General features: G+C 70.1%; 15 protein-coding genes. 9 read left to right on the top strand and 6 right to left on the bottom strand.

What is annotated here, in order from left to right; translation table 11 throughout:
• On the top strand, positions 1–1234 hold a 1234-nt coding region (locus ACLHRZ_RS33850), incomplete at its 5' end, for a glycosyltransferase family 2 protein (RefSeq protein ID WP_490422446.1).
• Here ACLHRZ_RS33850 and ACLHRZ_RS33845 read toward each other — a convergent pair.
• The gene (locus ACLHRZ_RS33845) at positions 1221–2237 is read right to left on the bottom strand and encodes a phosphotransferase (RefSeq protein ID WP_490422445.1); all 1017 of its coding nucleotides are present in this window, start codon (positions 2235–2237) and stop codon (positions 1221–1223) included. The genes ACLHRZ_RS33850 and ACLHRZ_RS33845 overlap by 14 nt on opposite strands.
• An 80-nt stretch (positions 2238–2317) precedes the next feature.
• Between ACLHRZ_RS33845 and ACLHRZ_RS33840 the strand changes: the two genes are divergently transcribed.
• Genes ACLHRZ_RS33840 through ACLHRZ_RS33820 form a run of 5 tightly spaced genes read left to right on the top strand, consistent with a single transcriptional unit; the run spans position 2318 to position 5691 of the window.
• Positions 2318–2977 (top strand): hypothetical protein, encoded by a 660-nt coding sequence (locus ACLHRZ_RS33840; protein WP_490422444.1) that lies wholly within the window; start codon positions 2318–2320, stop codon positions 2975–2977.
• A 5-nt stretch (positions 2978–2982) separates the two neighbouring features.
• Positions 2983–3867: a phosphotransferase gene (locus ACLHRZ_RS33835; protein ID WP_490422447.1), complete on the top strand. Its 885-nt coding sequence runs from the start codon at positions 2983–2985 to the stop codon at positions 3865–3867.
• Positions 3867–4499, top strand: coding sequence for a class I SAM-dependent methyltransferase (locus ACLHRZ_RS33830; protein ID WP_490422443.1), 633 nt, complete (start codon positions 3867–3869; stop codon positions 4497–4499). Before ACLHRZ_RS33835 ends, ACLHRZ_RS33830 begins: the two co-directional genes overlap by 1 nt.
• A 29-nt stretch (positions 4500–4528) precedes the next feature.
• Complete coding sequence (locus ACLHRZ_RS33825; protein WP_490422442.1) at positions 4529–5233, top strand: HAD family hydrolase; 705 nt, start codon at positions 4529–4531, stop codon at positions 5231–5233.
• Complete coding sequence (locus ACLHRZ_RS33820) at positions 5230–5691, top strand: NUDIX hydrolase (protein WP_490422441.1); 462 nt, start codon at positions 5230–5232, stop codon at positions 5689–5691. The genes ACLHRZ_RS33825 and ACLHRZ_RS33820 overlap by 4 nt, the downstream gene beginning before the upstream one ends.
• A gap of 26 nt (positions 5692–5717) precedes the next feature.
• Here ACLHRZ_RS33820 and ACLHRZ_RS33815 read toward each other — a convergent pair whose 3' ends face one another.
• The gene (locus ACLHRZ_RS33815; protein WP_490422440.1) at positions 5718–7040 is read right to left on the bottom strand and encodes a UDP-glucose dehydrogenase family protein; all 1323 of its coding nucleotides are present in this window, start codon (positions 7038–7040) and stop codon (positions 5718–5720) included.
• 187 nt (positions 7041–7227) lie between these two features.
• Between ACLHRZ_RS33815 and ACLHRZ_RS33810 the strand changes: the two genes are divergently transcribed.
• On the top strand, positions 7228–7398 hold the full coding sequence (locus ACLHRZ_RS33810; RefSeq protein WP_490422439.1) for a hypothetical protein: 171 nt from the start codon (positions 7228–7230) through the stop codon (positions 7396–7398).
• Positions 7399–7533: 135 nt separating this feature from the next.
• On the opposite strand, the gene ACLHRZ_RS33805 is transcribed toward ACLHRZ_RS33810, so the two are convergent.
• A complete protein-coding gene (locus ACLHRZ_RS33805; RefSeq protein WP_490422438.1) occupies positions 7534–8016 on the bottom strand; it encodes an HIT family protein in 483 nt (160 codons plus the stop codon).
• A 58-nt stretch (positions 8017–8074) separates the two neighbouring features.
• On the bottom strand, positions 8075–8416 hold the full coding sequence (locus tag ACLHRZ_RS33800; RefSeq protein ID WP_490422437.1) for a nucleoside triphosphate pyrophosphohydrolase family protein: 342 nt from the start codon (positions 8414–8416) through the stop codon (positions 8075–8077).
• A 355-nt stretch (positions 8417–8771) separates the two neighbouring features.
• Between ACLHRZ_RS33800 and ACLHRZ_RS33795 the strand changes: the two genes are divergently transcribed.
• Complete coding sequence (locus ACLHRZ_RS33795; protein WP_490422436.1) at positions 8772–9191, top strand: NUDIX hydrolase; 420 nt, start codon at positions 8772–8774, stop codon at positions 9189–9191.
• Between the two features lie 424 nt (positions 9192–9615).
• Here ACLHRZ_RS33795 and ACLHRZ_RS33790 read toward each other — a convergent pair whose 3' ends face one another.
• Positions 9616–9837, bottom strand: coding sequence for a DUF397 domain-containing protein (locus ACLHRZ_RS33790; protein ID WP_490422435.1), 222 nt, complete (start codon positions 9835–9837; stop codon positions 9616–9618).
• Positions 9815–10672, bottom strand: a complete 858-nt coding sequence (locus ACLHRZ_RS33785; protein ID WP_490422434.1) for a helix-turn-helix domain-containing protein — start codon at positions 10670–10672, stop codon at positions 9815–9817. The genes ACLHRZ_RS33790 and ACLHRZ_RS33785 overlap by 23 nt, the downstream gene beginning before the upstream one ends.
• Positions 10673–10904: 232 nt before the next feature.
• Between ACLHRZ_RS33785 and ACLHRZ_RS33780 the strand changes: the two genes are divergently transcribed.
• Positions 10905–11681: a DUF6415 family natural product biosynthesis protein gene (locus ACLHRZ_RS33780; protein WP_490422433.1), complete on the top strand. Its 777-nt coding sequence runs from the start codon at positions 10905–10907 to the stop codon at positions 11679–11681.
• The last annotated feature ends 109 nt before the right edge of the window (positions 11682–11790 follow it).

Genomic DNA, 11790 nt, shown 5'->3' with positions numbered 1-11790 from the left:
GGTGGCTGCCCTGCGCGCGGAGGAGCCGCTGCTGACCGAGGTGCTGGGTACGGCGTCGCCCGCGCTGGGCCCGGTGTCGGCGGTGCTGGCCACCTACAACCGGTGCCCCTTCGCCCCCGAAGGCCCCCAGAGTGGCGACAACCCGCTGGTGTGGGCGCTGGATTCGCTGCAGGCCCAGGCGGGGAGCGCGCTGGCGGAGATCGTTGTGGTGGACGACGGGTCCACCGATCACACCGTCGCCGTCCTCGCCGTGTACGAGCACCGGGCCGGCGGGGTGCCGGTGCGGGTCGTACGGCTGGGCGGACACGCCGGGTCGGCCGCCGCCCGGACGGCCGGGGCGCGCGCGGCCCGGCACCGGTGGCTGCTGTACGCGGACGACGACTGCGTGATGCCGCCGCTGTGGGCCGCCGGCGCAAGCGCCACCCTGGCCGCCGTACGGCGCCGGGACCAGGGGGCGGCGGCGCTGATGCTGCCGGTCTACTACCGCGCCCTCTCCCCCGCCGAGACCACCCCGGCACACACCGTCGGACGGCTGGACATCGAGCGGGCCCGGTTCTCGACCCGATTCCACTGCTGGCCCGACACCCACCTGCCGCCCCGGCGGCTGCCCGGCGCCGGCGGGCTGCTCGCCCCGCTGCGGGTGCAGCTGGTCGGCGGCATGCTCCTGCTCGACCGGCACGCGCTTCTTGCGGTCGGGGGGTGGGCGGACCAGAGCGCCTGGGCCACCTCCTACGCGGACCAGATGACGCTCTCGGCCGACCTCACCGATGCCGGGTACTCCCTGCACTTCACCCCGGACGTCCGCCTGGGCTCCCCCCACCTGAAGTTCGGCGCGGTCGGCCGGTATCCGGCCGGGGAGCGCGACCAGCCCGTACCCGGCTGCGGCCGATCTCTGGGCGAGCTGGTCGACATCTCCGCAGTCCCGCGGACCTCGACCGGCTGCCGCACCAGCCCGGAAGCCTTCTTCGAGGAGGAGACCGGCGCGCTGTTCGCCTTCTTCGCCACCCGCAGCCCGCGCGGCGCCGCGGCGTGGGCCCGGCGCACGCACGACGAGTTCGTGGTGCACGGCATCGTGCACTCCCGCGCGGTAGCCGCCCAGCCACCGCTGGAGGAACGGCGGCGGCTCTGGCGCAGGGGCCTGGCCCGCGGCGCTAATGCTGCCGGGCCCAGAGGCTGGAAGATCGCCGCCCAGGCGGCCGCCGCCGTCGGCGAGGCGCCGCTCAGCCCCGCGTAAGGGCGTCCTCGACCCGCTCGCGGTTGCGGCACCACCAGCCGATCAGCGCCGACGCGGCCGTGAACAGGTGGTCACACGAAGGGTCGCCCTTGTCGTAGTGGACCTTCAGCTGCCACACGTCGCAGATGCGCTCCCACCGCAGCCGCTCGGCCGCCTCCGCCAACGGCGCCGCGGGCATCCCGCTGGCCTTGCGGTAGCCGGTGACGAACGCGGTCACCAGCGGGAGGTCGAGCCCGTGCTCGTCCCCGCTCCCGAACATCATCGGCAGCGTCGCGGTGCGCACGACCTCGTCGGCGTACGGGCGCACGCCCAGCCGGTCCCAGTCCAACACCGCACTGACTGCTCCCTGTTGCCAGAGGAGGTTCAGATCGTGGAAATCGCCATGGCACCAACCGACCGGGCCACGCTCGCCGTCGACTGGCCGCTGGCCGGCCCATGCGTCCAGCAGTCTCTCGCGCTCGGTGAGCGCCTGTTCCACCACGCGGTCGAAGGAGTCGCCTCCCGCGGCGGCCTTCCGGCGGTAGTCGGTGATCCGGGCGGCCGCCTTCTCCGGGGCGGTGACGGTCACCGGCACGGTGTGCGGAGCGGGCGGCATGGCGGTGGCCAGCTCGGCGTGCAGCTCGGCCAGCAAGACCCCCACCGCCGACGCCTGGGCCAGGCTCCAGGAATGCGCGGGCACCATCTCCCCCGGCGCCCAGGGCGTGAGCGCGTACGGGCGGCCATCGACGACCGCGAGGGTGTCCCCGCCGGGCGTGGGCACGGGGGCCGGGACAGGCAGGCCGGCGTCGGCCAGAGCCCACGTCGCGTCGTGCTGCCGCCGGGCGGCGTCCGGGCCGACGTCCAGGACCTCCTTCACCGCATACCGGGCCCCGCCAGCGCGGACGTCCCAGTTGCGGTTCATCAGCCCCTCGGGGACCGGCCGCACTGTTTCCGGGGCGGGCAGGCCGAAGGCGGCCAGCACCTGGCCGCACAACTGCGCGTCTGTCCGGTCCGCGCTCTCCATGCCCGCTCTCCTCACCGGCCCCGCTGCTCCTCGGAGTGCCCGAGGGTAGCGAGCGCACCCGAGATCACGGAGGCATTCCGGTGAAACGGCCCCCGAACGCACACACCGCCCCAGTCGGACAGGTGCAGGTGGCGGTCGAGGGGATGTGCGGGGCCGGCAAGAGCAGCCTTGTCGGCCCGCTCACCGAGGCTCTGGGTGCGCACGTCGTGCCCGAGTACGCCGATCTCGCTCCGCTGCCGCCGTGGCCACCGGCTGATGCCGCGGCCGCCCGCGCCGGGCTGGATCATCTGGCCGCCGTCGAACAGGACCGGCAGCGTGCGGCCGCCACCGACGCGGTGGTGGTGTTCGACCGGTGCCCGCTGTCGCTGGCTGCGCACGAGGCGGGGATGCGCGCCATCGGCGTCCCCGATGATCTCGCCTATGCGGCCCGCCTGTTCGCCGGCCTGCGGCCGCCGGACGCCGTGCTGCACCTGACGGTGCCCGAACCCGTCGCCCGGGCCCGGCTGCACGCCCGCGGCCCCCTCCCCGCTCACCTGGTCGCCCCGGCCGTACGAGCAGCGATGGCCCACTACTACGCCGCGGCGCTCGCCCGGCTGCCCGGCCGGGTGCTGCAGCTGGACGGCACCGCCGCGCCGACTGTGCTCCTCGGCCAGGCGCTCGTCTTCCTCCGCACTCTGCCGCCGCGCCCGCCCGGCCGCTGGCCGCTGCCCGTCCCCGCCACCGAAGGGAGCGCCCTGTGACGACCATGCTCGTCGCCTCGGCCGTGGAAGAAGCCGTCGTCGCCGCCCGTGCTTGTACCCCCGGCTTCACGCCCGACGGCGCGCCGCTGGCCACCGAGACCTCCCTGCTGGTCCCCGGCACCGTCGACGACCGGCACGCCTTCGTGAAGGTGCCCGTCGACCGCCGCCCGTTCTGGCTGGGCCGGGCCCGCCACGAGATCGCCGTCTACCGCACACTGCTACAGGCCCGGCCGCCCGTGACGATGCCCGAGCTCCTCGGCGCCGACCACCAGGCCCCCGTCCTGGTCATCTCCCGCCTGCCCGGACAACCTCTCGCCCCCGAGCGGTACCCGCACGCGCCGCTGCCGCCGGACGCCCTCGGCGCACTGCTGGGCGCCCTGGACGCGGTGCACCGCTGGCGGCCGTGCGGCGCGTGGGCGGACGACAACGACTATCCCGGCCAGCTCGCCGCCCTGGACCTGCTCACCCCCCGGCAACTCGACACCGCACGCCGTGCCTTCGACTGCGCCCGCCGCCACCTGCCGCTGCGGCTCGAATTCGGCGACGGCCACCCCGCCAACGCCCTCACCCCACCCGGCGGCGGACCACTCGCCCTGATCGACCTGGAGTTCCTCGCCCTGCGCCTGCCCGGCTACGACCACGCCATGCTGTGGGTCCTCCTCGGCGACCACCCCGCCAACCGGCACGCCATCACCCGCGCCATGCCCTCCCGACTGCCGCACCAGGCGGCCTTCTGGCTCGCCGCCACCCTCGCCAGCGCCCGCGAACTGCGCTCCCACCAGCGATGGGCCCCCACCACCGCCCGCCGCCACCGCATCCCACGCCTGCAGGACGACCTGCACCACACCCTCGACCAGCTCACCACCCTCACCACGAACGGAGCCCGCTGATGACGCAGCCCGCCCTCTCGCTCCCCTCCGAGCCGGTCTCGGACTTCTACGGCTACGACCGCGGCACCCCCGTCGACCGCCACTACATCAACCGCTTCCTCACCCGCCACGCACACCTCATCCACGGCCACGCCGCCGAGATCAAGGACGACACCTATCTGCGCACCTACGGCACCGGCGTGAGCACCACCACGGCCGTCGACATCGACACCGCCAACACCCGCGCCACCCTGTACGCCGACCTCACCGTCCCCGGCTCCCTGCCGCCCGCCACCTTCGACGCCATCGTGCTCACCCACACCCTCCAACTCCTCACCTCGCCCGCGGCCGCGCTCGACAACTGCCACCACGCACTCGCCCCGGGCGGCACGCTGCTGCTGACCACACCCACCGTCGGCCGACTCTCCAAGAGCACCCCGGACCACGACTTCTGGCGCCTCACCCCGCCCGGCCTCGCCCGACTGCTCTCCCGCTGGAACGGCGACGTCACCGTCACCGGCCACGGCAACCTCACCGCCTGCCAGGCCATGCTCCTCGGCCTCGCCACCGAAGAACTCCCCGCCGAGGCCCTCGAACACTACGATCCCGCCTACCCGCTGCTCGCCTGCGCCGTCGCCACCAAACCCCGCTGAACGCCCCTCACCAGGAAGGACACAGCACCATGGCCCTCACTCGGCTATCCCGGCAGCAGATCCGGCACGCGGCCATCGTCTTCGACTGCGACGGACTCCTGGTCAACACCCAGGGCGCCTGGGACCGCGCCTACGAAACCCTCGCCGCCCACTACGGCCAGCGCCTGAAGCCCGCCGACCGCCGCAGCCTCGTCGGCCTCCAGCTCATCCCCCTCGGACACCGCCTCGCCGAACTCCTCGCCCACCCCGCCCAACCGCACGTCCTGGGCCAACAGCTGTACGACCTCGTCCAGACCAACCTCGGCGACGGCCACGCCCCCATGCCCGGCGCCGTCGAACTCATCGACACCCTCGCCGGCACCCGCCCCCTCGCCATCGCCTCCAACACCCCCGCCCCCATCGTCCGCGCCTACCTCGAACCCCACTTCAACCTCGAAGCCTTCATCGCCATCCTCGGCAGCGACACCGCCGCCCGCCCCAAGCCCGCCCCCGACGTCTACCTCAACGCCTGCGCCGCACTCGACACCGACCCCAGGCAGGCAATCGCGTTCGAAGACTCGCCCACCGGGGCCACTGCCGCCCTCGCCGCCGGCATGCACCTCATCGCCGTCCCCTCCGCGCCCGACCTGACCTTCGACGCCCACCTCCACATCCCGAACCTCACCGCCCGCGAGCTGCGGGAGCACTTGGGGATCCGGTCCGCACAGGCCGAACCGGCCACACTGGCCCCATGACCCCACCCATCCGCCGCGCCGCCCGCGCCGTCGTGCTCGACGACCAGGACCGCGTCCTCCTCCTCCGCTACGACGAGCACGGCGGGTTCTGGGCAACACCCGGCGGATCACTGGACAAGGGCGAAGTCCACAAGACCGCCGTCCGGCGGGAGCTACGCGAAGAGCTCGGCGTCACCGACGCCGAGCTCGGCCCCCAACTCGCCGAACGCAGCCAGGACCACGAGGTCGGCGGGCAGACCGTCCGCCAGGTCGAGCGGTACTACCTCGCCCACCTCACCACTGACACCGCGGACCTCGCTCGAGCCACCCAGCCCGACACCATTCGGGCGCTGCGCTGGTGGACCGTCACCGAGCTCCGCACGACCAGCGAGACCGTCTATCCTGGCCAGCTCGCCGACCTCACCTCGAACGTGCTGAGCAACGGCGCCCCACAAGAGCCCGTCATGCTCGCAAGGTAACCCGTGCCGACAGCAGGGGGCCGACCCTATTTCCCAGGCCGTCCGAGCTGGTGGACGGTCCAGCCCACCGCGCGCCAGGGCTCGGGGTCGACGGTGGTGCGGCAGTCGACGAGCAGGGGGTTGGCAGGGCGGCGGACGAGGGCTTGGGGGTTGGCCTGCTGGTACTCGGGCCATTCGGTGGCCAGGACGACGAGATCGGCGTTGTCGAGGGAGGCGGGCAGGTCGTCGGTGTAGTCGAACTCGGGGTTGCGCATCATGGCCGTGGCCACGGCCTGCGGGTCGTGAACGGTGACGGTGCCGCCGGCCTGCTGAAGGGCGCGGGCGAGAGCGAGGGCCGGGGATTCACGAACGTCATTGGTGCCGGGCTTGAACGCCGCACCCCACACAGTGACCCGAGCACCTTCGAGGGGGCGGTCGCCCAGGGCGCGAGTGATGAGATCCATGGCGACGCCGGTTCGGCTCTCGTTGATCGTCTCGGCAGCGCGCAGGAGAACAGCGGCCTGCTCGGCGCCGAGTTGCCGGGCGGAGGCGGTGAAGGCACGGACGTCCTTGGGGAGGCAGCCGCCGCCGTAGCCGATGCCGGGCCGCATGCCGCCGCTGCCGATGCGCGGGTCGATGCCCAGGATCTCGACGATCTGGGAGACGTCGCCGTCGGCGGCCTCGCACATGTCGGCAACGGCATTGATGTAGCTGATCTTCAGACCGAGGAACGTGTTCGCTGCACCCTTGGCGAGCTCGGCGGTCTGCGGGTCGGTGACGAACAGCGGGACGCCGGCCTCCAGGATCGGGGCGTAGACGGCGCGGATCGCCTTCTCGCCCTCGGCGGTGGTGAGGCCGGCGATGATGCGGTCCGGGCGGAGGGTGTCCTGCACCGCGTGTCCCTCGCGGAGGAACTCCGGGTTCCACACGACGTCGACGCGCTCGCCTGCGGGGGCCAAGCGCTGGGCAAGGCTGGTGAGTTGGTGGGTGGTGCCGACGGTGACGGTCGATTTCCCGACGATCGTGCAGGGGTGGTGGAGGTGGGGGGCGAGCTGGCGGATGGCGCCGTAGACCTGCCCGGTGTCGTAGGAGCGGCCGTCGGCGTCGATGGGGGTGCCGACGCCGATGAAGTGCAACTCGGCGAAGTCGGCGGCCTCGCGGATGTCGGTGGTGAACCGCAGGCGTCCGCTCGCGGTGTGTCGGGCGAGCAACTCGGGAAGGCCGGTCTCGTAGATGGGGCATTCGCCGGCGTTGAGCCGGTCGACCTTGGCCTGGTCGACATCCACGCCGATGACCTCGTGGCCGAGTTCGGCCATCGCCGCTGCGTGCGGGATGCCGAGGTGACCACAGCCGATCACGGAAACGCGCATTGCAGGTCCTCATCTGGTCGGGGCACACCGTGCTCGGTGCGCCCCCGACGCTATCGGTGCGGCGGCGGGCCCAAGTTAGGCCGATTTCGCTCAGACGTTCAGACGTTCACTTTGAGGAGTTCGGCCAGGCGGAGCAGGGCGGGGGCCTCCGAGCGGATCACGACGTCGCCCTTGGACCGGCCACGCCATGGTCCGCCTCAGCCGGACCACCCCGTCCTACCTGACCCCAGGCAAGACCGCACTCGACGGAGCCCAATCCGCCTGGCCAGCCGCGATCGTCCGCGGCTCCTCCGAGATGCTCACCGCCAGCGCACACATCTACGCAGTCCGCGCGACCGGGACGAAGCAGCCGGCCTGACATCCCGCTCCGTCGCCACCGCCACCGGATCAGCAAGGAACCTGCGCGCAGCCTTCACCGCCCATGTCCCGGTCGCCGCCGGAAGTATCTGAGCTCCGACGGCCCCGACCACGGCCAGACACCTGTGGCGCAGGATCACGGTCTTGCTGCTGCGAGCACCTGGCGAAGCCGCGCCGCGATCTCGCTGTGCTCCTGGGGCGTGTACGTCAGCACCCCGTTCTCCGCCATCAACGCGTGGTGCTGCTGCCGCTCGTACGGAACGCCCGGCGGCAGACCGGCGATGTGCCAGTGCAGGTGGGCATTGCCCTGCTGACTGCCCAGCGAGAGCAGATAGGTCCGCTCCGGCTGGAAGACCTGCTCCACTGCGCGCGCCACGGTACGCACGATGCGCATCAGCCGGAGGTAGGCGTCCTCGTCCAGGTCCCGGATGGCATGCTCGATGTGTGTCTTCGGTGCCACGAGAACCTTGCCTGGCAGTGTGGGCCACCGGTCCAGGAAGGCCACGTGCTCGGCATCCTCGAACACCGTCTCGTGGGTGTAGTCCGGATTCCCGTCCAGGAAGGCACACACGAAGCAGGGCCCCGACCGTGCCCGGGCCACGTAGACATCGAGATCCATCGGCCGCAGTTCCATCAGCGCGTCTCCGCCCGGGCGAGCGATACTCCCGTTGAGGACATCAAGCGAGCTCACCGGTCTTCGTAAGCTGGGCACTGATCGCCGTATCGAGCTCCGACATGGTCCGGAGGAAGGCGCCGCCCAGATCAACGTTGTAGCGGCGCGCGAGAATCAGCACCGACCATAGACAGTCGGCGAGTTCGTGCTCGAGCGCCGCCCGCCCGCCAGGCACGTCCCGCGCTCCCTCCTCGGCCATGACGAGTTTGGCCAGATCACCAACGTCCCCTACGAAACCCAGCATGAACTCATCCCGCCGCCAGACCCGGCCACGCTCGCGCCGGTTCAGCTCGTCATAAAGATCATGGATCTGGATTGCCCGCTCCTGCAGTGCGCCAAGGTCCACCGAGCCCAGCCCTCCCGCTTCAGCCTGTGCAGCTGATGATCCCCCATCCGCCGAGAGGCTATCCGCGCTGAACGCCCTCGGACGAACTTCCACTGTCGCGTACCCCCCCCCTGCTGGACCACCTCTTCGCCCCGTGGTGACTGGCTGTCGACGTAGCGGGCCACGTACGACTGGGCTTCGCGCATCGGCGTGCCCCTTCGTCGGAGACAGTGCGGACAGGGTCGGCGGCATTGGGCAACAGGGTGCAGCGACAGATTGCCGGCTCGGGCAATTCGCATATAAGGCCGGGTGGTTGATGTAGCCATGCTATGTTCCGCAAGCCCCTTGGACCGGCAGTGCACCGTGAAGGACAGCGATGACCTACACGCCCCCGACCTGGCCCGTCTCCGTCAAGGCGGTCGCCCTGGACGTCCATCAGCGCGTGCTGCTGCTCAAGAACGAGCGGGCGGAGTGGGAACTGCCCGGCGGCAGGCTTGAGTCCTCTGACGACAGCCCGGAGACGACGGTCGAGCGGGAGTTGCTGGAGGAAACGGGCTGGAGGGTGAAAGCGGGGCCGCTGATCGATTGTGGAGTGTGGATCTACGAGCCGATCCCCGGTCGGCGAGTTCTGATCGTCACCTACGGCTGCACGGTGCTCACCCCGGACCGGACGCCAGTCATCAGCCACGAACACAAGGAGATCGGGCTGTTCGCGGCCGATGAGGTGCCGGGGCTGAACATGCCGGACAGGTACAAGCGCGCGATCGCCGCCTGGTACGGGCAGCGGCACAACTGAACCGCCGTTGGGGGTGACGACGTGACGCTTCAGCCGCCTCACCCTGCGGCCCGTCATATGGTGTGGCACTGGGCGACCTCCCAGGCCAAGACGGTTCTCGCCACCCGCAATTTGGGGACAATCCTACGGTTCCACTGGGCAGTGCACCGGCTCAACCAAACCGAGCTCGGCAGCTCCTAGGCTACGACAAGACGTACGTCACCACCCCGGAGCTGGGCAAGCTTTAGGAAATTGTTAGCGGTTGGCACTGCCGCCAGAGGGCATCGACAACCTTGACCCCGACTCACACCGGTGCTGAGGGCGTGACATGGGTTTCATGCTATGCCTATGAAAGCCAGGTGCTGCCTAAACTGCTCAGGTCGCGGCGCAAGTGTGGCCTCTCCTCGTCATCCCTGGGGAGAGGCCACGTGCCATTCGGGATGGTTCAGCGAGTCATTCCGATGTGGCCGGCGTGAATGCGCCCGATGAACGAGGTCCAGGCCGTGCTGGTGAAGACGACGACGGCACCGGTCGGCTTCTTGCTGTCGCGGACGGGCACGACTGCGTCGAGGTCGTCGGATACTTCGACGCAGTCGGTGCCGTTGCCGCTGTGAGTGGACTTGCGCCAGGTGACGTACGTCAGGTCAATGGTGTTCGCAGTGCGCATGGTGCTCCTCACGGGCTTTACGGATCAGGTCGGTTGACGCCGACGGCGTCAGGACGTCGAGATCCAGGTGATCGTAGAAGGCCCTGTATACCGCCACTTCGCTTGGCGCTTCCAGGAAGGCCCCGTTGATGCCGCTCTCCCAGTAGACTGCCTCGTTCTTCCCTGGTCGTGAAAGGAGCATGAGGGCTCCGATGGAGGTAACGCCGCCTGGGATCTGCCTGTTGAAAGGCAGGATGCGGAAGGTGATGCGGGGTCGCCGGGAGTGTTCGAGGAGATGCGTGAGCTGGACGCACATCACGTCGTGGCTGCCGACGACGCGATAGAGCGCGGCCTCGTCCATGATGCTCCAGAGCCACGGCGGGTCATCTCCTCCGAGGATGGTCTGGCGCTCCATGCGGGCCTCGACCTTCTCCTCGACATCTCCCCCGAAGAGGGTGACACCAGCGCTGATGATCGCCCGTGCGTAGTCCTCGGTTTGCACAAGTCCAGGGACGATGTTCGCGAAGTGCTGGATGCGGGTCGTTTCAACTTCGGCTGACAGGTATGCGTGGGACCAGATCGGGTAAGTGGTTTGCCGCTGGATGTCCTTGCGCACGTGGTACCACGTCGCGACCAACTCGCCTCCGGCGCCCGCAGCATCGTCGATCAGCTGCGCAGTGTCCGCGTTGGGGATCTCCTTGCCGAGTTCGATGCTTGCGACCATCGCCTGCGACAGGGGAATCTTCCTCCCGAACTGGGTCTGCGTCAGCCCAACGGCTTTACGCCTGTTGCGCAGCATGGATCCTGCAAGTGATGCGAGATTCCGTAATGGGTCAAGTTCCTTTGCTGCCGGCATCGTTGCCCCTCCTTCGTCGTATCAGTTCGTCAACTGATACGCGACTCAGAACCTCGATACCCAGAGCATGGTGACCTCACACACGCGACCGGATACTGGGGTGACTGAACCAACCCCTCCTTCCGGTTTCGGGTGTTCGGTTCACCAGTGCGGCGGCTCCGCCCCTCGAAGGCAGTGAGTAGTGGCGGACCGTCGCAACGACCACCATCACCGCTCGTGCAGGAGCCCTCCCATGCCCTTGTTCCCGCGCACAGCCATGTCCGGCGCCGTTCCGCGTACCGAGGAGCACCACGAGCGCGCCGTCGAATCTCCCCTCGGCGCCCGCTATCGGCACTCACATGGTGATCCGCAAGAGTGGAGCAGTAACGACTTCGAGGACTACTACGACCTCGCACGGGCGATGCCGCTCCCGGATTTCAGCCCCGGGGGAGATCCGGTAACCGCGGCCGCCGACCACTCCGAGTCTGCCGCGCAGCACACGCACCCGATCGACGTACAGGACATCACCGCGACCATCGGCAAGACCCTGGACGCGATGCCGCTGGCCGACACCGTGGATGACCTGCTCACGGCCTTGCGGGGGCATGTGAGGCGTCTGCTGCCCGTCGTGGAAGCGCAGGATTGGGCGTCCAGCGACCAGCAGCGCATCGTCCAGCTCCTTGTCGGCGAGATCCGTAAGAAGCTCGACTCCGCTCCCACCGTCGACGGTCAGGTAGTTGCCTGGTGCGTATACGCGCAGGAGCTCGCCCGCGCCTGCCGGGGCCTGCTCGGACTCGCACTGACGGAGCCTGGGGACGACCAGTGGTGCCAAGGGGGGGGCAGCCGAATGAGCTGCCACGCGCGCCCTCGCGGTTCCACCTGGTACGACCCGGTAGGCGACGTGTGCAAGTGGATCTACGGGCTGGGTGTCATCGCGACGCTGGTCCTGCTCGGACAGATCGTCGAGCAACAGCACCACGCCGCCACGGCCCCCGTGGCCACTGTGCCCGACACGCCGGCCGAGAAGTGAACAGCCTTGAAATGTCCTGCTGTTGGCCTGGCCGGGATTCCCTGCCCGTCCGATGTGTCCTCACCCCCGGGCGGGCAGGCCACGGGCCCCACGGGCCAGGCGCGTTCGG

Source organism: Streptomyces sp. AM25, assembly GCF_058146165.1.
The sequence above is the reverse complement of the archived record's forward strand: the minus strand, read 5'-3'. Positions and strand labels throughout refer to the sequence as shown.

Excerpts from the sequence above, each read along its gene's own strand:
- ACLHRZ_RS33830 (WP_490422443.1), top strand. The coding sequence starts at position 3,867 with ATGACGCAGCCCGCCCTCTCGCTCCCCTCCGAGCCGGTCTCGGACTTC.
- ACLHRZ_RS33815 (WP_490422440.1), bottom strand. The coding sequence starts at position 7,040 with ATGCGCGTTTCCGTGATCGGCTGTGGTCACCTCGGCATCCCGCACGCA.
- ACLHRZ_RS33780 (WP_490422433.1), top strand. The coding sequence starts at position 10,905 with ATGCCCTTGTTCCCGCGCACAGCCATGTCCGGCGCCGTTCCGCGTACC.
- ACLHRZ_RS33790 (WP_490422435.1), bottom strand. The coding sequence starts at position 9,837 with ATGCGCACTGCGAACACCATTGACCTGACGTACGTCACCTGGCGCAAG.
- ACLHRZ_RS33825 (WP_490422442.1), top strand. The coding sequence starts at position 4,529 with ATGGCCCTCACTCGGCTATCCCGGCAGCAGATCCGGCACGCGGCCATC.
- ACLHRZ_RS33810 (WP_490422439.1), top strand. The coding sequence starts at position 7,228 with ATGGTCCGCCTCAGCCGGACCACCCCGTCCTACCTGACCCCAGGCAAG.
- ACLHRZ_RS33795 (WP_490422436.1), top strand. The coding sequence starts at position 8,772 with ATGACCTACACGCCCCCGACCTGGCCCGTCTCCGTCAAGGCGGTCGCC.
- ACLHRZ_RS33785 (WP_490422434.1), bottom strand. The coding sequence starts at position 10,672 with ATGCCGGCAGCAAAGGAACTTGACCCATTACGGAATCTCGCATCACTT.
- ACLHRZ_RS33820 (WP_490422441.1), top strand. The coding sequence starts at position 5,230 with ATGACCCCACCCATCCGCCGCGCCGCCCGCGCCGTCGTGCTCGACGAC.
- ACLHRZ_RS33845 (WP_490422445.1), bottom strand. The coding sequence starts at position 2,237 with ATGGAGAGCGCGGACCGGACAGACGCGCAGTTGTGCGGCCAGGTGCTG.
- ACLHRZ_RS33835 (WP_490422447.1), top strand. The coding sequence starts at position 2,983 with ATGCTCGTCGCCTCGGCCGTGGAAGAAGCCGTCGTCGCCGCCCGTGCT.
- ACLHRZ_RS33805 (WP_490422438.1), bottom strand. The coding sequence starts at position 8,016 with ATGGATCTCGATGTCTACGTGGCCCGGGCACGGTCGGGGCCCTGCTTC.